A 22,295-nucleotide genomic window follows, 5' to 3' on the forward strand; every position below is an offset into this window, starting at 1 on the left:
CCTCTGAACGCGATCTAGAGGACTTCACGATATACCGACTCGTATACGGCTGCACCTCGCGCTAGCCCTGATATACGACACCACTCCCTTTCAATCCATCTGCATAAAACGCCTTGTTTTTCAGGCTTTCATGCGAATTCACGGCGCTCCGTTTCGACACATGTTGATGATCGATCATCAACAGCATGGGCCGGCCGGACGAAGCGGGAAAGGACCCGGAGTATAAAGCCTGCCGGCTCAGCCCACCGCCACTTCCACCCGGTTGCGGCCGTTGCGCTTGGCGCGGTAGAGCGCGTCGTCGGCGGCGGCCAGCAGGTGCTCGGGGGCGCGGGCCAGGTCGCCGGGCTTGATGCGGCGCGTGGCCACGCCGAGGCTGATGGTCACCGCCACCGCCGCGTGCCCCACGGAGACCGGGCCGGCGTCTTCTATGGCCTTGCGCAACCTCTCGGCCAGCAGCCCGGCCTCGACCATCGCCGTGTCCACCGCCAGCACGGCGAACTCCTCGCCGCCGACGCGGGCCAGCAAGTCGCTGCCGCGCACCTGCTCCTCGAGCAGCAGCGCCACGTGCCGGAGCACCGCGTCGCCGGCCGGGTGGCCGTGCTTGTCGTTGACCGACTTGAAGTGGTCGATGTCCATCACCAGCAGGCTGATCGGCCGCCCGCTCTCGGCCGCGCGGGTGGCCTCGCGCGCCAGCTGGTCGCCGAAGTGGCGGCGGTTGGACAGGCCGGTGAGTGCATCGGTCATGGCCAGCACTTCGAGCTGGGCGTTGGCCTCGCTCAGCGCCTGGGTGCGCTCGCGCACGCGCTGCTCGAGCTGGGTGGTGAGTTCGGTCAGCTCGCGCTCGTGCGTGGTCAGGTCATCGACCAGGCTGCGCATGGCGCCGGTGAGCTCGCGCGCCTCGCGATAGCCGCGCTCGGGCGGGAAGGCAGCACCGGGCTCGCGCGCCTGGATGCGGCGCGCGGCCACCGCCAGCGAATGCAGCGGCGTGCCGATCAGCCTCGCCATCAGCGTCGAGACCAGCAGGAAGGCCAGCAGCAGCACCGCCGAGGCCAGCCAGATCTGGCGGCTCAGCTCGGTCACGGGCTCGAGCGCCTGCTGGGCCTGCTTGCGCACGAGCACGGACCAGCCAAGCCGGCCGTAGCTGGCATGTCCGCTGGTCTGGACGTAACCCACCAGGAAATCGCCGTCGGGCCAGGTTTCGCGCACCGCGCCGCGCTGGTCCGCGCGCACCGCGCGCACGCTGGGCAGGTCGGGCAGCGTGCCCAGCAGCGCCTCCGGGCCCAGGGTCACGCGGCCCTCGGCATTGACGAAGATGACGTCCACCGGGTCGTTGGCGCGGCTCGGCCGCGTCTGCTCCTCGACCAGGCTGTCGGCCCAGCGCCAGGAAAGATGCGCGGCCAGCACGCCGGTGACCTCGCCGTGGTCGTCGTGGATGGGCGAAGCCACGTCGATCAGGCGCAAGGGCTCGGCGCCCGGGCGGCTGATGAGTTTGGACAGCAGCTCGGCCTCGTGGATGTCGCCCACGTAGGGCTCCTTGCGGGCGGCGGCGAACCAGGGCCGCGCCGAGACGTCGACGCCCTCGAGCAGGCCGCGGTTGGCCACCAGCACACGGCCCTGGGCGTCGGTGGCGCCGATCCAGACGAAGTCCGGGTAGTTGAGCTGCATCAGGTCGAACAGGTCGCGCAGCGTCGACTCGCTGGCCAGCGGATCGTCCATGCCCGGCAGCAGGGCCATGGCACGCATGTCGTTGAGCCGCTCGAACAGGCCGCGGTCGACGCGGCTGGCCAGCGCCTGCGCGCGTGCCTCCAGGCGCAGGCCGATGTCGTCCTCGAGGCTGCGGGTGGCCACCTGCTCGAGCCGCCAGGCCAGCAGCGCCACCAGCACGACGGCCAGCACGCCGTAGGTCAGGCCGAGCCACTGGCGCAGGCCGGCGCTGCGCGGGCGGAGTCTTTGCAGCAGCCGCCCCGTCGCACCCATGGACTCAGAGCCCGCTGGCCGCCTGGGCGACGGCGCGGAACAGCGCGCGGCCCTTGTTCATCGTTTCCTCCCACTCTTTCACGGGGTCGGAGTCGTAGACGATGCCCGCGCCGGCCTGCACGTGCAGGCGGCCGTCCTGGATGACGGCGGTGCGGATGGCGATGGCGGTGTCGGCGTCGCCCCACCAGTTCACGTAGCCCACCGCGCCCGAATAGATGTTGCGCCTGACCGGCTCGAGCTCGCGGATGACCTCGAGCGCGCGGATCTTCGGCGCGCCGCTGACGGTGCCGGCCGGGAACGTGGCCTTGAGCACCTCGGAGAACCCCACGCCCCCGCGCACCTGGCCGCGCACCTCGCTGACGATGTGCATCACGTGCGAGTAACGCTCGATGATGAAGCGGTCGGGCACGGTGACGCTGCCCGGCTCGGCCACGCGGCCGACGTCGTTGCGGCCCAGGTCGATCAGCATCAGGTGCTCGGCGCGCTCCTTCGGATCGGCCAGCAGCTCGGCCTCGAGCGCGGCGTCGGCCTCGGGCGTGGCGCCGCGCGGGCGCGTGCCGGCGATGGGCCTCACCGTCACCTCGCCGCCCTGCAGGCGCACCAGGATCTCGGGCGAGCTGCCCACCACCTGGGTGCCGCCGAGGTCGAGGAAATACAGGTAGGGCGACGGGTTGAGCGCACGCAGCGCGCGGTACACGTCCACCGGCCGCGCCCGGAACGGCACGCTCAAACGCTGGCTGAGCACGACCTGGAAGATGTCGCCGGCGCGGATGTATTCCTTGCACTTCTCGACGGCGGCCAGGAAGCCTTCGCGGGTGAAGCCCGAGACGAAGTCCTGCTCGCCCAGCAGCGACGGATCGAGCACGTCGGGATAGCTGCGGCCGGAATGGCGCAGCCGGTGCACCAGCTCGTCGAGCCGGCGCACGGCGCGCGCATACGCCTGCGGTTCGGCCGGGTCGGCGTGCACGACGAGGTAGAGCCGGCCCTTGAGGTTGTCGAACACCGCGACTTCCTCGCTGAGCATCAGCAGGGCATCGGGCGTGCCGAGCTGGTCGGGCTTGTCGCCGCCGGCCAGGCGCGGCTCGATCCAGCCGATGGTCTCGAAGCCGAAGTAGCCGACCAGGCCGCCGGTGAACTCCGGCAGGCCCTCGAGGCGCGGCACCCTGAACGAGGCGCGCAGGCGGTCGGTTTCGGCCAGGGGGTCGTCGAGCTCGCGGGTCTCGACGAGCTCGCCGTGCTCGCGGACCTCGAGCGTGTGGCCGCGGAAGGTGTAGGTGCGCCGCGCGGGCAGGCCGATGATCGAGTACCGGCCCCAGGTTTCGCCGCCCTCGACCGACTCGAACAGGTAGGTGTGCGGGCCGTCGGCCAGCTTGAGGTAGACCGAAAGCGGGGTATCGAGGTCCGACAGGACCTCGCGCACCACCGGGATTCGGTTGTGGCCGGCCCGGGCGAGGGCCTGGAACTCGTCAGCGGAAATCACGCACGGCGTCCATCGATGGCGAGCCCCGAGTATAGCCATCTCCGCGTGGAGCCCGCGTGGCCCGCGGGTCATGGCCTGCGGGGGCCTCAGGGCATGCCGCGCAGGTGCAGGGTGAACTCGACGCCCTCGCCGGAGGGCAGGTCGTGGGCCTCGGCGCGGCCGCGGTGGAGGTCGGCGACCAGGCGCACGACGTAGAGGCCGAAGCCGAGGTGGGCGGCGCCTTCGCCGCGCTGGTTCTTCTCGCGCAGGCTGACGAGCGAGTCGAACAGGCGGCCGCGCATCGCCGCCGGCAGGGTCGGGCCGCGGTTGGCGAGCGAGATGCGCACGCCGCCGTCTTCGGCGCGGGCCGAGAGGCACACCCAGCCCTCGGGCGGCGTGAAGCCGCGGGCGTTGTCGACCAGCTTGTCGAGCGCCTGCACCACCAGCTCCGGCGCCGCACGCAGCCGCAGCGGGCCCGGCGGCAGGTCGAGCCGCAGCTCGCGCGGGGCCAGCAGTGCGCGGTAGGCCTCGGCGCAGTCGGCCAGCAGCGCGCGCAGGTCGGTGTCCTCGGCCTCGGCGGCCTCGATGGCGTGTTCGATGCGGGTGACCTCGCTCATCGTGCGCACCAGCAGGCCCATGCGCTCCACGCCGTCGCGGGCGCGGGTGACGTAGGCGCGGGCCTCGTCGTCGAGCGCCGCGTGCTCGAGGTTGTCGAGCGACGTGCGCACGATCGCCAGCGGCGTGTTGAGCTCGTGCGAGAGCTTGCCCGCCAGCGTGCGCAGGTAGTCGGTGTAGGCCGCCACCTGGTCGAGCAGGCGGGCGAAGCTGCGCGAGAGGTCGCCCACCTCGTCGCGGGCGTTCGTGCGCGGGAAGGGCGTCACCCGGCCCTCGCGGTCGAGCGCGCGCTCGGCCGCGTCGCGCAGCCGGCGGATGCGCTGGCCCAGGCGCGTGGCGAACAGCAGGATCACGCCGCCCGAGGCGAGGAAGGCCACCGCGCTCACGCCCAGCAGGCCCGACAGCGCCTGGTCGGTGAGCACCAGCACCTCCGAGTTCGAGCGCTCGAGCAGCACCGCGCCGCGCACCTGCCCGTCCACCACCAGCGGCACCGCGGCCGACAGCAGCAGGCGGGCGCCGGCCGGGTCGCGGCGCCAGGCCACGGCGGGCTCGCCGGCGACGGCGCGGGCCAGCTCGGCGCGCACCAGGCGACGCGCGCCCGGCGCCTCGGCGCTGGCGGCGCCGATGTCGCGGAACAGCAGCGTGCGGTAGAGGCCGCGGCGCCAGGGCAGGATGTCTTCCTCGGTAGGGTCGGCGCGCAGCGCGCCGGCGCGCGCGACGACCCAGCCCTCGCGGTCGGCCACGCGCACGCGCATGCCTTCCGGCGCCAGCGCCAGCAGCACCGGCTCGAGCGCGCCGACGTAGCCATGCAGCGGCAGGCGCGCCGCGTCGCCGGCGTCCGCCGGCATGGCCGCCACGCGTCGCGTGCCGCTGGCATCGAGGTCGCGCGCCTGCAGGCCCAGGCCGCGCACCAGGTAGTCCTGCGGCAGCGCCAGCTCGACGTCGTAGCCGCCCTCGCGCTCGCGCCAGAAGCCTTCCACGCGGATCGGCGGCGGCAGCCCGTCGATGCCGGCCACCTTCAGCGGGCCGGTGCCGCTGTTGGCCAGGCGCAGCGTGAGTTCGCCGCCGCGGCCGAGCAGCGACAGCTGCAGGCGGTCGAACTCCAGGTCGCCCGGCCAGTGCGCCTCGCCGCGCTCGGGGCTGGCGTCGTCCACCGAGATCCACAGGTGCAGGCGGTCGTTGGCGCGTCCGGCCACCGCACGCAGCCAGGGCCGTGGCGCACCGGCCTGCGCGGGCGCGTCGGCGGCGCCGCGCCAGTCGTCGGCCAGGCCGTCGAGGCGCGGCGCGTAGTCGAGCCGGTGCACGTACCAGCTCTCGCCCGCCGGCGGCAGCCCGCCCGGGCGCACCGCGATGCCGCGGGCCAGTGCTTCGGCCGAGGCCAGCAGCGCCTGCTCCTGTCCCTGGCGCAGCAGGGTTTCCATGCGCTGCACGAACTGCCAACCGGCCCAGGGCAGGGCCAGGATGGACAGGGCCACCAGCAGCAGCTTGGTGCGCAGTCGCATGCCCGGCTCAGGCGCGCCAGCGGTAACCGGCGCCGTGCACGGTGTCGATTTCGTCGAAAGCCGGGTCGAGGGCCTCGAACTTGCGGCGGATGCGCTTGACGTGGGAGGTGATGGTGGCGTCGTCCACCACCACCTGCGCCTCGCGCATCAGCTGCTCGCGCGACTTGACGTGGCCCGGGTAGCGCACCATCGCGTGCACCATCCAGAACTCGGTGACGGTCAGGCCGACCTCCTGGTCCTTCCAGGTCACGCGCATGCGCTCGAGTTCCAGCGTCAGCCCGCGCAGGCGGAACACCTGCTCCTTCGCGCGTGGCGCCGACAGCGACTCCATGCGCCGGAACAGCGCGTGGATGCGCGCGGTGAGCTGCGGCAGGCTGGTGTCCTTGCTCAGGTAGTCGTCGGCGCCCAGGCGCAGGCCGGAGATGACGTCGAAGTCGGAGTCGCGCGCCGTCAGGAAGATGATCGGCAGCGTCGCCGAGCGCGCGCGCAGCTCGCGGCACAGGTCGAAGCCGCCCTCGGGCTCGTCGCCGAGGCCCACGTCGATGATCACCAGGTCGGGCAGCCTGAGCGAAAACGCCGCCTGCGCCTCGGCGCGGCCGGCGTGCGGCTGCACCTCGTAGCCGTGGCGGCGCAGGGCCTCGGTGTAGTTGGCGCGGATGGCGGGTTCGTCTTCGACGATGGCGACGGTGCGTGACATGGCGGCCAGCCTAGGCCAGGCGCCGCGGCCCGGCAATGCATTGCCCGGCAAATGCCACAACTCGCCCTCGCCCTGCCCCGGGCCGGCCCCGGCGCGGGCCGCGCCGGGCCTTGAGATGGCCCTGCCACCACGGAGAGCCGCCATGAGCGACCGCATCACCCGCAAGCCCCGTTTCTACCGTTCCCTGCGCCGCCCGCGGCTCGTCGCCGCCTGGCTGGCGACGCTGGGCCTGCTGCTGGCCCTGGCCAGCGCGCATGCCTCCGACGACCCCGAGGGCCTGGTGTTCGAGCGCGACGGGCAATGGGTCGCCAGCCTGGCCATGGACACCAGCGTGCACATGCAGGTGCACGGCCTGCTGGCCGAGGTGACCGTGCGCCAGACCTACCGCAACGACACCGCCGGCTGGCGCGAGGGCCGCTACCTGCTGCCGCTGCCGGAAAACGCCGCCGTCGGCGGGCTGACGCTGCGCATCGGCGAACGCCTGGTCGAGGGCGAGGTGCGCGAGAAGCAGGAGGCGAAGGCCATCTACGAAGCCGCGGCCGCGTCGGGCCAGCGCGCCAGCCTGGTGTCGCAGAACCGGCCCAACCTGTTCCAGACCGCGGTGGCGAACATCGGCCCGGGCGAAGAGGTCGAGATCGAGGTGCGCTACTGGCAGCCGGTGGACTACCGCGACGGCGAGTTTTCGCTGGGCCTGCCGCTGACGCTGACGCCGCGCTACAACCCCGCGCCCGACCCCGAGGCCTCGCTGGCGATGCAGGCGATGGCGGCGCAGCCCGAAGCGCTGCCGGTGGCGCTGGCCGCCGACGAGCGCGGCCTCGCGCTGCCGCCGACGGTGGTGCTGAGCGCCGAGATCGTGGCGGGCATCGAGCTCGAGCGCGTCGAGAGCCCGACGCATGCGGTGACGGTGTGGGCCGAAGGCGGCGTGCACCGCGTGCTGCTGGCCGAGCTGGTCGAGGCCAGCGACCGCGACTTCGAGCTGCGCTGGGCGCCGGTGCCGAGCAAGGCGCCGCGCAGCGCCCTGTTCACCGACCGCATCGGCGGCGAGGACTACGCGCTGCTGATGATCGTGCCGCCCACCCTGCCGGTGGCGCCGCTGCCGCGCGAGCTGATCCTGGTGATCGACAACTCCGGCTCGATGTCCGGCGCCTCGATGGCGCAGGCCATCGAAGCCGCCGACCGCGCGCTGGCGCGGCTCAAGCCGGGCGATCGCTTCAACGTGATCCGCTTCGACGACGACTTCGACCTGCTCTTCCCCGAGCCGGTGCCGGCGCAGCCGGGCAACGTGGCCCGGGCCCGCGCCTTCGTGCGCTCGCTGCGCGCCGAGGGCGGCACCGAGATGCTGCCGCCGCTGCGCGCCGCGTTCGCCGGCCGTGCGCCCGAGGGCTACCTGCGCCAGGTGGTGCTGGCCACCGACGCGGCGATCGGCAACGAGGACGCGCTGCTGCAGCTGGTGGAAAACGCCCGCGGCGATGCGCGGCTGTTCCCGGTGGGCATCGGCAGCGCGCCCAACGGCCACTTCCTGCGCAAGGCCGCCGAGGCCGGGCGCGGCACCCACATCGTCGTGCGCGACGTCGAAGAGGTGGCCGAGAAGATGGATGCGCTGCTGGCGCGGCTCGACCGCCCGGCGATGCGCGACGTGGCGGTGGACTGGCCGGGCGTGGCCGAGGCCTACCCGGCGCGCATCCCCGACCTCTACCACGGCGAGGCGCTGCAGGTGGTGGCGCGCCTGGACGCGCTGCGCGGCGTGGCCACGGTGCGCGGCCTGGCGCCGCAGCCCTGGGTGCGGCGCCTGCTGCTCGACGGCGAGAAGGCCACGCCGGCGCCGGGCATCGGCCGGCTCTGGGCGCGCGCGCGCATCGACTCGCTCGAGGACGACATCCGCCGCGGCGGCGACATCGAGCGCCTGCGCCCGGCCGTCGTCGACGTGGCGCTGCGCCACGGCCTGGTCAGCACCTACACCAGCCTGGTGGCGGTGGACCGCACGCCGGCGCGGCCGCGCGAGGTCACGCTGGGCAGCGCGCAGGTGGCCAACGCCACGCCCGCCGGCAGCCTCGCCTTCGCCCAGGGCAGCACGGGCTGGACGCGCGAACTGATGCTCGCCCTGGCGCTGGCGCTCGGCGGCCTGCTGCTCCTGCGCACGCGGAGCTGAGCCATGGCCACCCGACTGCTCGCCTTCCTCGCCTGCGCCGCGCTGCTTCTCGTGCTTCGCACCGAATCCCCGTCCCTGTAGGAGCGCCTTCAGGCGCGACCGGAGCTCCCCCATGGTCCTGATCATCGAAAACCGCGACCGCTTCCCCCTCCCCACGCCCGAGCCGGCCTGCCGCTCCACGGCACGCGCGCTCGAGCACATGCACTGGCACTTCGTGCCCGCCGACGCCAGCCCGCTGCTGCTGCGCCGGCCGATGCCCCTGCTTCCTCCCCGGACGGCGCAGGAGGCGCCGTGAACTTCGCCGCCACCGCATCACGGATGCACCCTCGGGACAGGGAAGTCCCACCACGGCGGCGGCCGCGGCCGCGCGGCCTGCGCGGCACGCTGGCGCCGGCGCGGCGCTGGCTGGGGCTGGCGCTGCTGCTGGCGGCGCTGGCGACGGGCGCACAGGCGGCCTGGCTGCCGGCCAAGGCGGCGCTGTCGCAGGTGCTGCTGCACGGCGCCTGGCAGCGCACGCTCGACGAGGGCGGCGCGCACCGGCCCTGGCCCTGGGCCGACACGCACGCGGTGGCGCGCATCGCGGCGCCGCGGCTGGGCGTTTCGCAGGTGGTGCTCGCCGGCGACAGCGGCCGCACGCTGGCCTTCGGGCCGGGCTGGGCGGAATCGAGCGCGGCGCCGGGCACGCGCGGCACGACGGTGCTCAGCGGCCACCGCGACACCCACTTCGAATGGCTGCGGCACCTGCGCCATGGCGACCGCGTGGTGCTCGAAACGGCGCAGGGCCCGCGCGACTACGTGGTCACCGCCACCGAGGTGGCCGACTCCCGCAGCCACCGCCTCGCCACCGGCCCCGACCAGCTCGTGCTGGTCACCTGCTGGCCCTTCGACGCCACCGCTCCCCGCGGCCCCCTCCGCTACCTCGTCACCCTGCAAGAAACGGGGTCAGGTTCACTTACGCATAAGTGAACCTGACCCCGTTTCTTGTCAGGCGGCGGCGACTTCGGCGCGCATGCGGGCGATGACGTCGGCGTAGTCGGGGGCGTTGAAGATGGCGCTGCCGGCGACGAAGGTGTCGGCGCCGGCCTGGGCGATCGCGCGGATGTTGTCGGCCTTCACGCCGCCGTCGATCTCCAGGCGGATCGGCTTGCCCAGCTTGTCGATGCGCTCGCGCACGCGCTTGAGCTTGTCGAGCGCCGACGGGATGAAGGCCTGGCCGCCGAAGCCCGGGTTGACCGACATCAGAAGCACCAGGTCGAGCTCGGGCAGCACGTAGTCCAGCACTTCCACCGGCGTGGCCGGGTTGAGCACCAGGCCGGCCTGGCAGCCCAAGGACTTGATCAGCTGCACCGTGCGGTGCACGTGCTCGCTGGCCTCCGGGTGGAAGCTGATGACGCTCGCGCCGGCGGCGGCGAAGTCCGGCACGATCCGGTCCACCGGCTTGACCATCAGGTGCACGTCGATGGGCGCGGTGACGCCGTGCTTGCGCAGCGCCTCGCACACCAGCGGGCCGATGGTGAGGTTGGGCACGTAATGGTTGTCCATCACGTCGAAGTGCACCCAGTCGGCGCCGGCGGCGAGCACGGCGTCGACCTCCTCGCCCAGCTTGGCGAAATTCGCCGACAGGATGGACGGGGCGATGATGCAGTTCGACATGGCGTCCTCAGTTGCGCGAGCGCAGTTTCTTGATCTGGTCGTAGGCCTGGTTGATCTCGCGCGCCTTTTCCTCGGCCTGCTTGCGCAGGTCCTCGGCGACGCCGCCCAGGCGGTCGGGATGGTACTGGGTGATCAGCCGTCGGTAGGCGCGGTCGATCTCGGCCTCGGTGGCCTCGGAGGTCAGTCCCAGCACCGCGTACGGGTCGTACTTCTTCGCCCGGAACCAGTCGGCGTCGAAGGCGTGGCCCAGCAGCAGGCCGAGCACGGCGCCGGCCGGGTGGCGCAGCAGCAGCCAACCGGCGACGAAACCCAGGACCTTGCCGTAGTACCTCATGGCACGCTCCCGGCGAAGCCCGGCTGGGCCGCGTACCAGGCCGCGAGCGCCTGGATGTCGGCCGGCTGCAGCGCGTTGGCGAGGCTGGTCATGGGCACGTGCTGGCGCTTGCCGCTGCGGTAGTCGGCCAGCGCGCGCTCGAGGTAGAGCTGGTCCTGGCCGCCCAGGTGCGGCGTGCCCGGCGTGCGGCTGGTGCCGTCGTCGCCGTGGCAGGCGGTGCACAGGCCCAGCTTGGCCGGGCGCTCGGGCGCGCCGGCCACGGCCGGGGCGACGGCGGCCGGGGCGGCCGGGGCCTGCCCGTCGGCGCAGGCCGCCAGCGGGAGCAGGACGAGGGCGAAGACGAAGGCATGGCGTGGCATGGGCGCGATTCTAGCAGCGGCCCGCGCACAGGCGCCGTGAGCGCCGTACAATGGCCGGCCCGGTCCCGTTCCCCAGAGACGCCCGTGCCCACCACCCTGCATTCCGCCGAGCTTCCCGGCCTGCCCCTGCTCCACCGCGGCAAGGTCCGCGACGTGTTCGAACTGCCGGGCAAGCGGCTGCTGATGGTCGCCACCGACCGCCTCTCCGCCTTCGACGTGGTGCTGCCCGACCCGATCCCGGGCAAGGGCGAGATGCTCTGCCAGATCAGCAACTTCTGGTTCGACAAGACCGCCCACCTCGTGCCCAACCACCTCACCCACGAGGACGTGGCCGGCGTGCTGCCGCCCGGCGTCGACGCCGCGCTCTACGCGCGCCGCTCGGTCGTCACCAAGCGCCTGCGGCCGGTGCCGGTGGAAGCGATCGTGCGCGGCTACCTGATCGGCAGCGGCTGGAAGGACTACCAGCGCACCGGCGCGGTCTGCGAAATCCGCCTGCCGCCGGGCCTGCGCCAGGCCGAGCAGCTGCCGCAGCCCATCTTCACCCCGTCGAGCAAGGCGGCCGTGGGCGACCACGACGAGAACATCAGCTTCGACACCATGGTGGCCAAGGTCGGCGCCGAGCTGGCCGAGCAGATCCGCGCCGCCACGCTGCAGATCTACCAGTACGCGGCCGCCTACGCGCTCGGGCGCGGCATCATCATCGCCGACACCAAGCTCGAGTTCGGCCTGGACGAAAACGGCGTGCTGCACGTGATGGACGAGCTGCTCACGCCCGACAGCTCGCGCTTCTGGCCGGCCGACCAGTACGAGGTGGGCACCAGCCCGCCCAGCTACGACAAGCAGTTCGTGCGCGACTACCTCGAGACCCTGGACTGGGACAAAACCGCGCCCGGCCCGCGCATCCCCGCCCCGGTCATCGAGGGCACGCGCGCCAAGTACGCCGAGGCCCTGGCCCGTCTGGCCGACATCCACCTCGATTGAGGCAGCCGGCGCGGCGCGGGGCTATCATCAGCCGCAAGCCCGAAACCGCAGGAGCGCCACCATGGCCAGCTCACCCGAACTGATGGACCAGCCGGATCCGCGCCGGCCGATCGACCGCTGGCTCGACAGCTACGCCGGCGACCACGTCAACGCCACCAACCAGGCCATCCACCTGGTTTGCGTGCCGGCCATCGTCTGGTCGGTGACCGCGGCGTTCTGGCTCATCCCGGTGCCGCCGGCGCTGGCCAACCCCGGCGCCTGGATGGCGGTGGCCATGTTCATGGCCTGGCTCTGGTACTGGAAGCTCTCGCGACGCCTCGCGGTGGGTGCGCTGGTCACCTTCGTGGCCTTTGGCTTCCTCAACCGCTACCTGTGGCTGCGCTTCGGCGCCGAGGGCCTGGCCTGGATCGCGGCCGGCGTGTTCGTGGTGGCCTGGATCGGCCAGTTCATCGGCCACAAGATCGAGGGCCGGCGCCCGAGCTTCTTCACCGACCTCAAGTACCTGCTGGTCGGCCCGCTGTGGACGCTCGACAAGCTCTACCGCAAGCTCGGCTGGGGCCGCTGAGCCAGAAGCAAACGAAAAGGCGCGGGAGCCGGGGCTCCCGCGCCTTCTTTTTTCGCTGCGGTCAGAGCGCCAGTGCCGCGGCGCCGAAGCCCAGCATCGCCAGGCCGACGCCGACGATGATGCCGACCACGGTCAGGATGATGGCGTAGACCAGCACCACCAGCAGCGAGCGGCCGAAGCCGATGGCGCTGCCGTCGGCACGCTTGATCAGCAGGTTCACCAGCAGGGCGGTGACCAGGAACCCGACCAGCAGGCTCAGGCCCATCGCGCCCAGGATCGCCGCGCCCGCGCCGGCCATCGCCGCCGCGGCCGCCTCCGGATCGCCGCCCGCGCCAAAGTCGCCGATGCCGAACAGCATCGAGAAGGCGCCGTTGAGGAAGAAACCCACTACCGTCGCCAGCGCCACGACGCCCAGGCAACGCAGGAAGCCGGGCGAGAACCCGGCCGCGATGCGCACCGAAAGCTTCAGGATCAACGCGGCGATGGGCAAACCCACCAGCATCATGACCAGGAGGCCGATCAACGCGCCCCCGATGGCTGCCATTCCCATGACGAAACTCCCCTTTCGTTGGTTGTGCGCTCGTGGCGCCCCGCGACTTTGGCCCGGCCGGCGGGTCGGCGGCAAGGGGCGCAGGCATCGGGGCGATAATGGCCTGCCCTGACGCCCGGCCCGCCCGATGCCCCTGCGCGACATCCTCATCGCCCTGCTGATCTGCCTGGCCTGGGCCGGCAACTTCCTGGGCTCGGCCCTGGCCCTGCGCGAGCTGCCCCCGCTGCTGTTCACCGCCCTGCGCCTGGCCCTGCTGCTGGTGCTGCTGGCGCCCTTCCTGCGCCGCCCTTCGCCCGGTCAGTGGCCGCGGCTGCTGGCGATCTGCACCTGCACGGGCGTGCTGCACTTCGGGCTGAGCTTCTGGGCGCTCAAGCTGGCCGGCGACCTGAGCTCGCCCGCCATCGTGATGCAGAGCTACGTGCCGATGTCGGTGCTGCTGGCCTGGGCGCTGCTGGGCGAGCGCTTCGCCTGGCGCACGGGCACGGCCATCGCGCTGAGCTTCGCCGGCGTGCTGGTGCTGGGCTTCGACCCGCTGGTGCTCGACCACCCGGCCTCGCTGGGCCTGATGCTGGCCTCGGCCTTCTTCCTGGCGGTGAGCACGGTGCTGATGCGCGGCCTGGGCGGCGTCACCCGCTACGGCATGCAGGCCTGGACGGCGGCGGTGGGCCTGGGCCCGCTGCTGGCGCTGAGCCTGTGGCTCGAGCCCGGCGCGCTGGCGACGCTGGGCGGCATCTCGGGCACGGCCTGGGCCGGCATCGGCTACGCGGCCATCGTGGCCTCGGTGATCGGCCACGGCCTGTACTACTCGCTGGTGCAGCGCCACGCCGTGGCGAAGGTGATGCCCTGGCTGCTGCTCACGCCGGTGTTCGCGATGGGGCTGGGCGTGGCCTTCTGGGGCGACCGCCCCGGCCCCAGGCTCTGGATCGGCGGCGCCATGACCCTGGCCGGCATCCTGCTTATCGCCCTGCGGACCCAGGCCAAGTCCCGCCCCGCCCCACTGCCCGAGGAACTCTGAAAAAGAAAGGCGGGCCGGAGCCCGCCTTCCTGTTCTTGCCCTGCGAAGCCGGTCAGAGGCGCGCGGTCCACTCGTCCTTTTCGCCCGGGCGCAGCAGCAGGCGGCACAGCGCGGGCAGGAAGATGATGGCGGCCACCATGTTCACCACGAACATGAAGGTGAGCATGATGCCCATGTCGGCCTGGAACTTCAGGTCCGAGAAGATCCACATCGCCACGCCCACCGCCAGCGTCAGCGCGGTGTAGAAGATCGCGATGCCGGTGGTCTTGAGCGCGATGAAGTAGCTCTCCGACAGCGTGCGGCCCGGCGTCTGCATCGCCTCGCGCATGCGCGCGAAGATGTAGATGCCGTAGTCCACGCCGATGCCCACGCCCAGGGCCACCACGCACAGCGTGTTGACCTTCATGCCGATGTCGAGCTCGACCATCAGCGAGTGGCCCAGTTCGGTCACCAGCACCAGCGGCAGCAGGATGCACAGCGCCGAGAGCGGGCTGCGGAAGCTGATCAGGCACATCACGAACACCGCCGCGTACAGCAGGTACAGGATGGTGTGCTCGGAGGCGCGCACCGTGTCGTTGGTGGCGGCCATGACGCCCACGTTGCCGGTGGCAAGGCGCAGGTTCACCTGGTCGGTGGTGAAGTTCGGGTCCTCGGCGGCCTGCTCGGCCAGGCGCACGCGCAGGTTGCCCTCGGCGTAGGCGTTGTTCTCCTCGCGGAACTGCTTCACCGCCGCGACCACGCGGTCGATGGTGGTGGCGCGGTGGTCGGAGGTGAAGATGGTGATCGGGATCGCGCTGCAGTCGACGTTGAGCAGGCCCGAGTCGGTCTCGAAGCTCTGCGTCGCCTGGCGCAGCGTGTCCGGGTCGCGCGGCAGCACGCGCCAGGCCGCCAGGCCGTCGTTCCAGCCGGCGTTGACGATCTTCGACGCCGCCGGCAGCGTGATCACCTGCTCGACGCCCTCGACGTTCTCCATGTGCCAGGCGAACCGGTCGATCAGCTCCATCGCCGCGTAGGACGTGGTGCAGGCCGAGGGGCCGGCCTCGGCGATGACGTTGAGGATGTCCACGCCCAGGGCGAAGCGCTCGGAGATCAGCACCGCGTCCTGGTTGTAGCGCGCGTCGGCGTGCAGCTCGGCCACGCCCTGCTGGGCGTCGCCGATCATCACCTTGTTGCCGTGCTGCCAGGCGAAGAACCAGGACACCAGGCCGATGGCGACCACGGTGTAGGCGATCTTCGGGCGGCTCAGGCGCGACAGCGCGGCCCAGATGCGGTCGAAGCGGGTCAGCTGGCGCAGGCGGAACTCGCGCTTGCGGTCGATGTTGCGCAGGCGCGTGTAGCTCAGCAGCACCGGCAGCAGCACCAGGTCGGTGAGGATGGTCAGCGCCACGCCGATGGTGGCGGTGATGGCGAGCTCGCGCACCATGTCAATCGGGATGATCATGATCGCGCCGAAGCCGATGCAGCCGGCCAGCAGCGCCACCGTGCCCGGGATGAGCAGCATGCGGAACGACAGGCGGGCGGCCTCGAGCGGCTCGACCGCGTCCTTGGAGCGCGCGCGCAGCTCCTCGACCGTGCCCTCCTCGAGCCCGCCGAAGAAGATCTCGCCGCGGAAGCGGTTGATCATCTGTTCGCCGTGGCTGACCGCGATCGCGAAGATCAGGAAGGGCGTGAGCATGTTCATCGGGTCGATGCCGAAGCCCATCAGCTGCAGGGCGCCGAGCATCCACACCACCGAGACCATCGCCGCGGCGACGGTGAGCGTGGCCAGCTTGACCGAGGTCGAGTACAGGAACAGCAGCAGCCAGGTGAAGCCGATGGTCAGCGCGAAGAACTTGATCACCGAGCGCGCGCCGTCGCTGATGTCGCCCACCATCTTGGCGAAGCCGATGATGTGGACGCTGTGGTTCTCGTCCTCGTACTTCTGGCGGATGGCCTCGAACTGGTTGGCCACCTGCTGGTAGTCGACCTTGTTGACGTCGGACTCGGGGATCAGGTCGGCCCAGATCATCGCGCCCGAGAAGTCCTTGGCCACCAGCCGGCCGACGATGTTGGCCTTGATGATGTTGCTGCGGATCTGCTCGTAGTCGCCCTCGGCGGCCTGGAAGCCCTCGACGTTCGGGGTGAACTCCTGCGGGATGACGTTGCCGCCCGACAGGCCGTCCTCGACCACCTCGATGAAGCGCACGTTCGGGGTGAACAGCGAGCGGGCGCGGGCGTCGTCGGTGGCGTCGAGGTTGATCACCTCGTTGGTGATGTTCTCCAGCGTCGCCATGAACTGCTGGTCGAACATGTCGCCGTCCTTCGCGATCACGGCGACGAGCACGCGGTTGGCACCGCCGAACTCCGCCTCGTAATCCTGGAAGGTCTGCATGTACTCGTGCTGCAGCGGCACCTGCTTCTTGAAGCCGGCGTCCACCTTGAGCTGGCTGGCGAAATACAGCATCGCCACGGTGACGATCGCGAACAGCACCAGGATCACCGGCCGGTTCGAGAAGACGATGTTCTCGGCGAAGCGGGCGAACGGGCCGGGCTGGGCGTTGGGCAGGCTCATGGAAACTCCCTTACTGCGGGCGGAACAGGCCGGCGCCCTTGTCGCCAACCACGATGAAGCCGGCATCGCCGGCCGGCATGACCCCGGTCAGGTTCGGCGTTTCGCCGCTGGCCATCTCGTACCGGGTCTCGGTGAACGGCGAATCGCCGTCCGGGCGCTGCAGGACCACGCCGTTGGCGCCCACCAGGATGGCGCCGCCGCCGGGCAGCGCGTGGCCGCCCATCAGCGAGGTGGTGATGCCGGTTTCCACGGCCGTCCAGCTGTTGCCCATGTCGCGCGACTCGAGCACGTTGCCGCGCAGGCCGTAGGCCAGCAGGTGGCCCTCGTCCCAGGACAGCACGCCGAACATCGAGCCCTCGTAGGGCAGGCGCTTGCGCACCCAGGTCTCGCCGCCGTCGGAGGAACGCAGGAAGGTGCCGCGCTCGCCGACGATCACCAGGGTGCCGTCGCCGGCCTGGCCCATGGCGTAGAAGTGCGGGTCGGCCTCGGCCTCGAGCTCGAGGTCGGCCGCGTCGAAGGTCCACTCGTCGCCGCCTTCCGCGGCCGCGGGCTCGTCGGCCGCCGGGGCGTCGTCATGGTCGAGGATCTGGCGCGGTTCCCAGGTCACGCCGCCATCGGTGGACACCAGCATCATCGCGTAGGCGCCGACGGCGTAGCCGTTCATGCCGTCGGTGAACAGGATGTCCATCACCGGCACGCCGTCGAGCGGGTCGGCGTAGTCGGGGGTCCAGGTCTGCACGCGGCGGCGCGTCCAGGTCTGGCCGCCGTCGGTGGAATGCACGATCACGCCGTCGTGGCCGCCGGCCCAGAGCACGCCGTTGGCGCTGGCGATGGTGGTGAGGGTGGAGCGGGTCGGCACCGGCGCCTGGCGCCAGTCGTTGCCGTCGTCGGACACCAGCACGTGGCCACGCTCGCCGACGGTGAAGTAACCGGCGCTGGTGGCCACCACGTCGAGCAGCAGCGAGCGCGAGGCGCGCGGCATCATCTCGGCGTCGAGGGTGGCGGGGTCGGCGGCGGGGGAGCCCGCGCCGGGTTCGGTGGCCGCGCCTTCGCCCTCGAGGGGCTCGGCGGCGTCCGCCGCTTCGAATTCTTCGGTTTGCGCGGCCTCGTCGGTCGTCGCCTCGTCCGGCGACTGCGCCGCCAGCGGCAACGCCAGCACCAGCGCCAGGGCGCCGGCCAGGCGCGTGCGGTTGATCAGCTTGCTCGGCATCTCTCTCTCCTGCCCTGCCCCGGCACGCGCGGGGCCCTTAACGCAGCCGCGCCCTTTCGGGCGCGGCTGGTACTTCCTTCACGCGTGGATCAGCGCACGCCCGCGGTGCGCAGGTTCTGCGGCGAGTAGTTCGCCGGGGTGCTCTGGTAGCCGAAGTCGCGCGGCTTGTCCTCGTTGTCGAGCAGCATGGTGATGTAGCGGCCCGACTTGAGGTCGTGGTGGGTCTCGAGGGTGGACCAGAAGGTCGGCACCTCGTAGTAGTTCACCGACGGCGCATCCGAATAACGCCACAGGTTGCCCTGGCCGTCGTAGTGGTCGATCAGCATGATCTGCCAGCTGTCTTCGTCCACGTAGAAGGTGCGGCGGCTGTTGATGTGGCGCTGGCCGGCCTTGAGCTTGGCCTCGACCACCCACACGCGGTGCAGCTCGTAGCGCATGTGGTCGGGGTTGAGGTGGCCCGGGCGGATCAGGTCGGCGACCTTGGTCTTGTCGCTGTGCGCCTTGTAGGCGTTGTACGGGACCAGCATCTCCTTCTTGCCCACCAGGGTCCACTCGAAGCGGTCCATGGCGCCGTTGAACATGTCGGTCATGTCATTGGTGCGCAGGCCGTCCGAGGCGGTGCCCGGGTTGTCGTAGGCGACGTTCGGGGCGCGGCGCACGCGGCGCTGGCCCGGGTTGTACACCCACGCCTGGCGCGGCGCGGCGGCCGCGTTCAGGGTTTCGTGCACCAGCAGCACCTGGCCGGCCAGGCGGGCCGGACCGAGCACTTCCTGCTTGAAGTACAGCAGGATGTTGTTGATGTTCTCCGAGGTGTTGCCCGGCTTGTAGTACAGGCCCAGCAGCTCCTCGCGCACGCGGGTGAGGGTGAACGAACCGTTGGCGCTGGGCGCCGCCTGGTTCGAGTAGCTGATCACCGACAGGCCCTTGTACTTGAGCTTGTGGTTCCAGATCACCTCGTAGCCGTTCTGCGGGATCGGGAACGGGATGCCCTCGGCGCAGTTCTGCACGCCCTCGCCATTGGCCACCAGCTGGCACTGGGTGGCGTTGCGCTTGGTGAACTCGTAGGTGCGCTGCGGGAACGAGGCGCTGCGGCGGGTCGGGTACACGTCCATGCGGAAGGTCGGGTACTTGGCGAACATCGCCTTCTGGCCCGGGGTCAGCACGTTGGCGTACTGCTGCACGTTGGCTCGGGTGACCGAGTACAGCGGCTTGTCGTTGGCGTACGGGTCGATGTGGAAGGTACCGACGCGGAAGCCGGCCGGCGGGGTGGTGATGCCACCCTCCCAGGCCGGGATGGTGCCGGCGGCGTTGCCGGCCTTCTCGGCGCCCACCGGGGTGAGCTCGCGGCCGAGCTTGGCCGCTTCCTGGGCGCTGACGGCCGCGTTGGCGGTGCCGACGGCGAACACCGCGGCGCCCGCTGCGAGGGCCAGTGCGTGTTTCCTGTAGTTCTTCATCTACTGCCTCCTGGCCTTAGAACGAGTACTTGACGGTGAACGCCGCGAAGTCGCGGTCGTGGATCTGGTTGTAGCGCTCGGCGCCGCTGAACGCCGTGTAGCTCAGGTCGAACACCCACTTCTGCAGGTAGTTGGCCTCGACGCCGAGGGTCAGCGACTTGCGGTCCTCGAGGAAGTTGCCGCCCGGGCCCGGGGTGATGCCGCTGACGTCATGGTTGAACGCGACGCGCGGCGAAACCGTGAACGGGGTGCCGAACGCGCTGCTGTAGTCGGCGCGGGCGGCGAGGCGGTAGCCCCACGAGAAGGCGGTCGGGAAGCCGCCGGTGAGCGTCTGCGGGTTGCGCATGCAGCCGAACAGCAGGGCGCCGGCGCCCGGGAAGCCCGCGGCCAGCGAGTCGGAGACGTCGCAGCCACCGCCGGTGTCGGTGCCCTCGCCCTCGTAGCGCAGCTCGGACTGGGACGGCAGGTCCCAGACCTCGGTGCCGCCGACCTCGGCCACGACGGCCAGCTGGTCGGCGCCCAGCACCTGGGCGAAGGCCTTGGTGAAGGTCATCTGGATCTGGCTGACCTCGTGCTCGCGCCAACCGCGGACTTCCTGGCCCAGCGCGAAGGTGCCGAGCTGGCTGTTGAACCGCAGCGACGGGGCCGGGATGAACGGGTTGAGCGGGGTGAGCGCGGCGAACAGCAGTTCGACGTCGTCCACCTGCAGCGGCATGTTCGGGCGGTGGCTCACCTCGCCTTGCCAGGCGATGCCGCCCGGCAGCGTGGTGTTCCAGCTCACGCCGAACATCTGGATGTCTTCCGGGTACTCGGCGAAGAAGCGGCCCGAGGCGGCGCCGACGACCGGGTTGTCGACCGCGCGGCCCGACAGCAGCGGCACGCGGCTGTGGTAGTTGAGGAAGTAGAAGCCGAACTCGGTTTCGTTCAGCGCCTCGGCGTACCAGCGCAGCGCCAGGCCGTACTGGCCGCTGTCGCGGGCGTTGCGGTTGGGCAGGCGGCCGACCGCGTTGCCGCAGCCGATGGCGATGATCTGCGCGGCGGTGGCCGGGCCGTAGATGGCCGCGAGGTCGCCGAAGCGGTCGGAGGTGGCGAAACCGGCCGGGCCGTTGTAGCAGGTGGAGAAGAAGTTCTCCGGGTTGTACACCGGCTGCGGCGTGGTGCCGAAGCCCAGCATCAAGTAGGTGCCGCCCGGGGTGGCGAAGTCGTTGGCGCTGAAGTAGGTGCCGGCGGCGTCGACTTCGATTTCCTCGAACTCGAACATGTACAGCGCCTCGAGGGCGACGTTGTCGGAAAGGTTGATCGAGCCCCAGACCATGTCGATCGGCAGGAACGCTTCCTTCAGCTCGGCGCCGGCGACGCGCAGCGCCGACAGGTCGACCGGGTTGATGACGTTGATGCCGTTCTGGATGAAGGTGCCCTCGCCCCAGCTGACGACCTGGCGGCCCAGGCGCACGGAGCCGCCCAGCTGGCCTTCGTCGCCGAGCTCGAAGTTCTTGTAGACGAACGCGTCGAGCATGCGGAAGCGCTCGCCGATGCGGTCCTTGGCTTCCTGGGTCAGGTCGTCGCGACCGGCGTTCTCGAAGTCGTAGAAGTAGGTGGCGCGCGCGAACGCACCCCAGTCACGCCAGTTCAGGCTCACCTCGGAGGTGATCTTGAGCGCGCTGGAGATCGCGTCGCCCTTGTCGTACTTGAGGTTGCCGTCGTCGCGGTTGGCCGAGAAGCGGCCCGGCGCGGCGATCTGCGCCGGCGAACCCGGCACGCCGCCGGTGCTGGTGCAGCGGCCCGGACCGACCGGGATCGCGCCCAGCGGCACGTTCTGCGCGCACAGCAGCGGGTCGAACCAGGACTTGCCGATCAGGTCTTCGTCCTGGTCGTCGACGCGCCAGGAGTAGCCGTAGGAGACGGTGGTGTCCCAGCTGCCGGTCAGTTCGCCCTTGCTGAATTCAACGGCGTGCGCGGCCGGGGCCATCAGCAGGCCGAAGGCGACGGCGGAGGCCAGGCGGGCACGAGCGATCCGCCCGCGGTTTGCATTCTGTTTCTTCATGGGTGCTTCCTCGGGTTCAGATCGTCGGCGTTGGATTCGGGGCCCCACCAAGATTGGCGGGCAAAGATTGCGGCGATGCCGCCGCGGCGAAAATGTTCTTCATGGACTGCTGGATTCCCCCCGGACTCTAGAGCATTTCCTCTAGGCATATTAATTGTTCGTTAGGAAATGGCAATGCTGCTGCGTATGGTGATCCTGGTCACGGCTTTGCTGCAGCGCATCATGCGGCGTGGAAATCGCCGGGCGCCGGCCTGAACGGGCCGGGCCGCCAGTCCAGCGCGGCCTGCACGGGCGCCGGGTCGTAGGCCAGGTCCTGGTCCAGCCGCGCCAGCACGCCGGCGCCGGGACCGCGGCGGCCCAGCAGGGCCAGGCCGGCCCGGAACACCGGCCCGGGCAACCGGAGCAGCCGCGCCCCGGGCGCGCCGGCGCGCAGGCAGCGGGCCGCCATCTCGTCGTAGGGCAAGGTCTCGCCGCCCGGCAGGTCGAAGACCCCGGGCACCGGCCGGGGCGCGCGCAGCGCGGCCAGCACCGCCGCGGCCACTTCGTCGGCATGGATGGGCTGGCGCAGGCCGCGGGCCGTGCGCGGCAGCGGCAGCAGGCGCCAGCGCCGGGCCAGCGCCACCAGGCGGGTGAGGTTGCGGTCGCGCCCGCGGCCCCATACCAGGGTCGGCCGCAGCAGGGTGAGCGCGCTGCCGCGGGCGGCGCAGACCGCCGCGAGCCGCTGCTCGGCCCCGCGCAGGCGTTCGACCAGTGCGCGCTCGGCCGGATCGGGCGAACCGGCCTTGCCATGCACCGAGGTCGAGCCCAGCGCGACCACGCGCGCGGGTGCCTGCGCCGAGCCTTCGAACCACGCGGCGAAGGCGTCGAGCGGGCCGAGGCTGGCGATCGCACCGCAGGCCGGAAGTTCCAGCGGCCCGGGCAGTGCGCCGGCGCGCCAGTGCACCGGGCCCGCGGACGCAGGAGGCCTGCGCGACACGCCGAGCAAGGCCGCGTCGCCGGGCCGCCACTGCGCGAGCAGGGCCTCCCCGACCATGCCGGTGAGCCCGAAAACGAGCCAGCATTCTTGTTTACATGCGCGCTCCATCGGCGCAGCTTACCTGCGCGGGCCGCGTGCACGGCGCGCGAACAATCGCGTGGGTTAGACTCGGGGGCGAACTCGTCGTGCGACGACTCCCCCACC

At 71.4% G+C, this 22,295-nt stretch carries 19 protein-coding genes; 6 read left to right on the plus strand and 13 right to left on the minus strand.

What is annotated here, in order from left to right:
• Positions 1–237: 237 nt before the first annotated feature.
• The 4 genes from ABS41_RS08640 to pdsR all read right to left on the minus strand — a co-directional run bounded on the left by ABS41_RS08640 (position 238) and on the right by pdsR (position 6,250).
• On the minus strand, positions 238–1,977 hold the full coding sequence (locus ABS41_RS08640) for a diguanylate cyclase (protein WP_290592939.1): 1,740 nt from the start codon (positions 1,975–1,977) through the stop codon (positions 238–240).
• A gap of 4 nt (positions 1,978–1,981) precedes the next feature.
• Positions 1,982–3,457, minus strand: coding sequence for an anthranilate synthase component I (gene trpE / locus ABS41_RS08645; protein ID WP_290592941.1), 1,476 nt, complete (start codon positions 3,455–3,457; stop codon positions 1,982–1,984).
• 86 nt (positions 3,458–3,543) lie between these two features.
• On the minus strand, positions 3,544–5,553 hold the full coding sequence (locus tag ABS41_RS08650; RefSeq protein WP_290592943.1) for an ATP-binding protein: 2,010 nt from the start codon (positions 5,551–5,553) through the stop codon (positions 3,544–3,546).
• A 7-nt stretch (positions 5,554–5,560) separates the two neighbouring features.
• Complete coding sequence (pdsR, locus tag ABS41_RS08655) at positions 5,561–6,250, minus strand: proteobacterial dedicated sortase system response regulator (RefSeq protein WP_290592945.1); 690 nt, start codon at positions 6,248–6,250, stop codon at positions 5,561–5,563.
• Positions 6,251–6,392: 142 nt separating this feature from the next.
• On the opposite strand from pdsR, the gene ABS41_RS08660 reads away from it, so the two are divergent.
• The 3 genes from ABS41_RS08660 to ABS41_RS08670 all read left to right on the plus strand — a co-directional run bounded on the left by ABS41_RS08660 (position 6,393) and on the right by ABS41_RS08670 (position 9,365).
• The gene (locus ABS41_RS08660; RefSeq protein WP_290592947.1) at positions 6,393–8,399 is read left to right on the plus strand and encodes a marine proteobacterial sortase target protein; all 2,007 of its coding nucleotides are present in this window, start codon (positions 6,393–6,395) and stop codon (positions 8,397–8,399) included.
• Between the two features lie 112 nt (positions 8,400–8,511).
• The gene (locus tag ABS41_RS08665; RefSeq protein WP_290592949.1) at positions 8,512–8,694 is read left to right on the plus strand and encodes a hypothetical protein; all 183 of its coding nucleotides are present in this window, start codon (positions 8,512–8,514) and stop codon (positions 8,692–8,694) included.
• Entirely contained in the window at positions 8,691–9,365 is a 675-nt protein-coding gene (locus ABS41_RS08670; protein WP_290592951.1) for a class GN sortase, read from the plus strand. Before ABS41_RS08665 ends, ABS41_RS08670 begins: the two co-directional genes overlap by 4 nt.
• A gap of 18 nt (positions 9,366–9,383) precedes the next feature.
• Here the strand turns inward: ABS41_RS08670 and rpe are convergent, their stop codons facing one another.
• From rpe to ABS41_RS08685, 3 genes are read right to left on the minus strand one after another with little or no spacing between them, the layout of a single operon-like run.
• A complete protein-coding gene (gene rpe / locus ABS41_RS08675; RefSeq protein ID WP_290592953.1) occupies positions 9,384–10,052 on the minus strand; it encodes a ribulose-phosphate 3-epimerase in 669 nt (222 codons plus the stop codon).
• 7 nt (positions 10,053–10,059) lie between these two features.
• Complete coding sequence (locus ABS41_RS08680; protein WP_290592955.1) at positions 10,060–10,386, minus strand: DnaJ domain-containing protein; 327 nt, start codon at positions 10,384–10,386, stop codon at positions 10,060–10,062.
• On the minus strand, positions 10,383–10,745 hold the full coding sequence (locus tag ABS41_RS08685) for a c-type cytochrome (protein WP_290592957.1): 363 nt from the start codon (positions 10,743–10,745) through the stop codon (positions 10,383–10,385). The genes ABS41_RS08680 and ABS41_RS08685 overlap by 4 nt, the downstream gene beginning before the upstream one ends.
• Positions 10,746–10,829: 84 nt before the next feature.
• On the opposite strand from ABS41_RS08685, the gene ABS41_RS08690 reads away from it, so the two are divergent.
• A complete protein-coding gene (locus ABS41_RS08690) occupies positions 10,830–11,726 on the plus strand; it encodes a phosphoribosylaminoimidazolesuccinocarboxamide synthase (RefSeq protein ID WP_290592959.1) in 897 nt (298 codons plus the stop codon).
• A 61-nt stretch (positions 11,727–11,787) separates the two neighbouring features.
• Positions 11,788–12,291, plus strand: a complete 504-nt coding sequence (locus ABS41_RS08695) for an Mpo1-like protein (RefSeq protein ID WP_290592961.1) — start codon at positions 11,788–11,790, stop codon at positions 12,289–12,291.
• A gap of 61 nt (positions 12,292–12,352) precedes the next feature.
• Here ABS41_RS08695 and ABS41_RS08700 read toward each other — a convergent pair whose 3' ends face one another.
• Positions 12,353–12,835: a hypothetical protein gene (locus ABS41_RS08700; protein ID WP_290592963.1), complete on the minus strand. Its 483-nt coding sequence runs from the start codon at positions 12,833–12,835 to the stop codon at positions 12,353–12,355.
• A gap of 133 nt (positions 12,836–12,968) precedes the next feature.
• On the opposite strand from ABS41_RS08700, the gene ABS41_RS08705 reads away from it, so the two are divergent.
• Positions 12,969–13,856 (plus strand): DMT family transporter, encoded by an 888-nt coding sequence (locus ABS41_RS08705; protein WP_290592966.1) that lies wholly within the window; start codon positions 12,969–12,971, stop codon positions 13,854–13,856.
• 52 nt (positions 13,857–13,908) lie between these two features.
• On the opposite strand, the gene ABS41_RS08710 is transcribed toward ABS41_RS08705, so the two are convergent.
• The 5 genes from ABS41_RS08710 to ABS41_RS08730 form a co-directional block, all read right to left on the minus strand.
• Complete coding sequence (locus ABS41_RS08710; protein WP_290592968.1) at positions 13,909–16,407, minus strand: MMPL family transporter; 2,499 nt, start codon at positions 16,405–16,407, stop codon at positions 13,909–13,911.
• A 10-nt stretch (positions 16,408–16,417) separates the two neighbouring features.
• Complete coding sequence (locus ABS41_RS08715) at positions 16,418–17,617, minus strand: hypothetical protein (RefSeq protein ID WP_290592970.1); 1,200 nt, start codon at positions 17,615–17,617, stop codon at positions 16,418–16,420.
• Positions 17,618–17,706: 89 nt separating this feature from the next.
• Positions 17,707–19,071: a DUF1329 domain-containing protein gene (locus tag ABS41_RS08720; RefSeq protein WP_290592972.1), complete on the minus strand. Its 1,365-nt coding sequence runs from the start codon at positions 19,069–19,071 to the stop codon at positions 17,707–17,709.
• Between the two features lie 16 nt (positions 19,072–19,087).
• Complete coding sequence (locus ABS41_RS08725; RefSeq protein ID WP_290592974.1) at positions 19,088–21,115, minus strand: DUF1302 domain-containing protein; 2,028 nt, start codon at positions 21,113–21,115, stop codon at positions 19,088–19,090.
• Between the two features lie 220 nt (positions 21,116–21,335).
• Positions 21,336–22,148, minus strand: a complete 813-nt coding sequence (locus ABS41_RS08730; RefSeq protein WP_290592976.1) for a hypothetical protein — start codon at positions 22,146–22,148, stop codon at positions 21,336–21,338.
• Between the last annotated feature and the right edge of the window lie 147 nt (positions 22,149–22,295).

Origin of the sequence: Arenimonas sp. SCN 70-307 (assembly GCF_001724815.1) — a bacterium.
GTDB lineage: Bacteria > Pseudomonadota > Gammaproteobacteria > Xanthomonadales > Xanthomonadaceae > Arenimonas.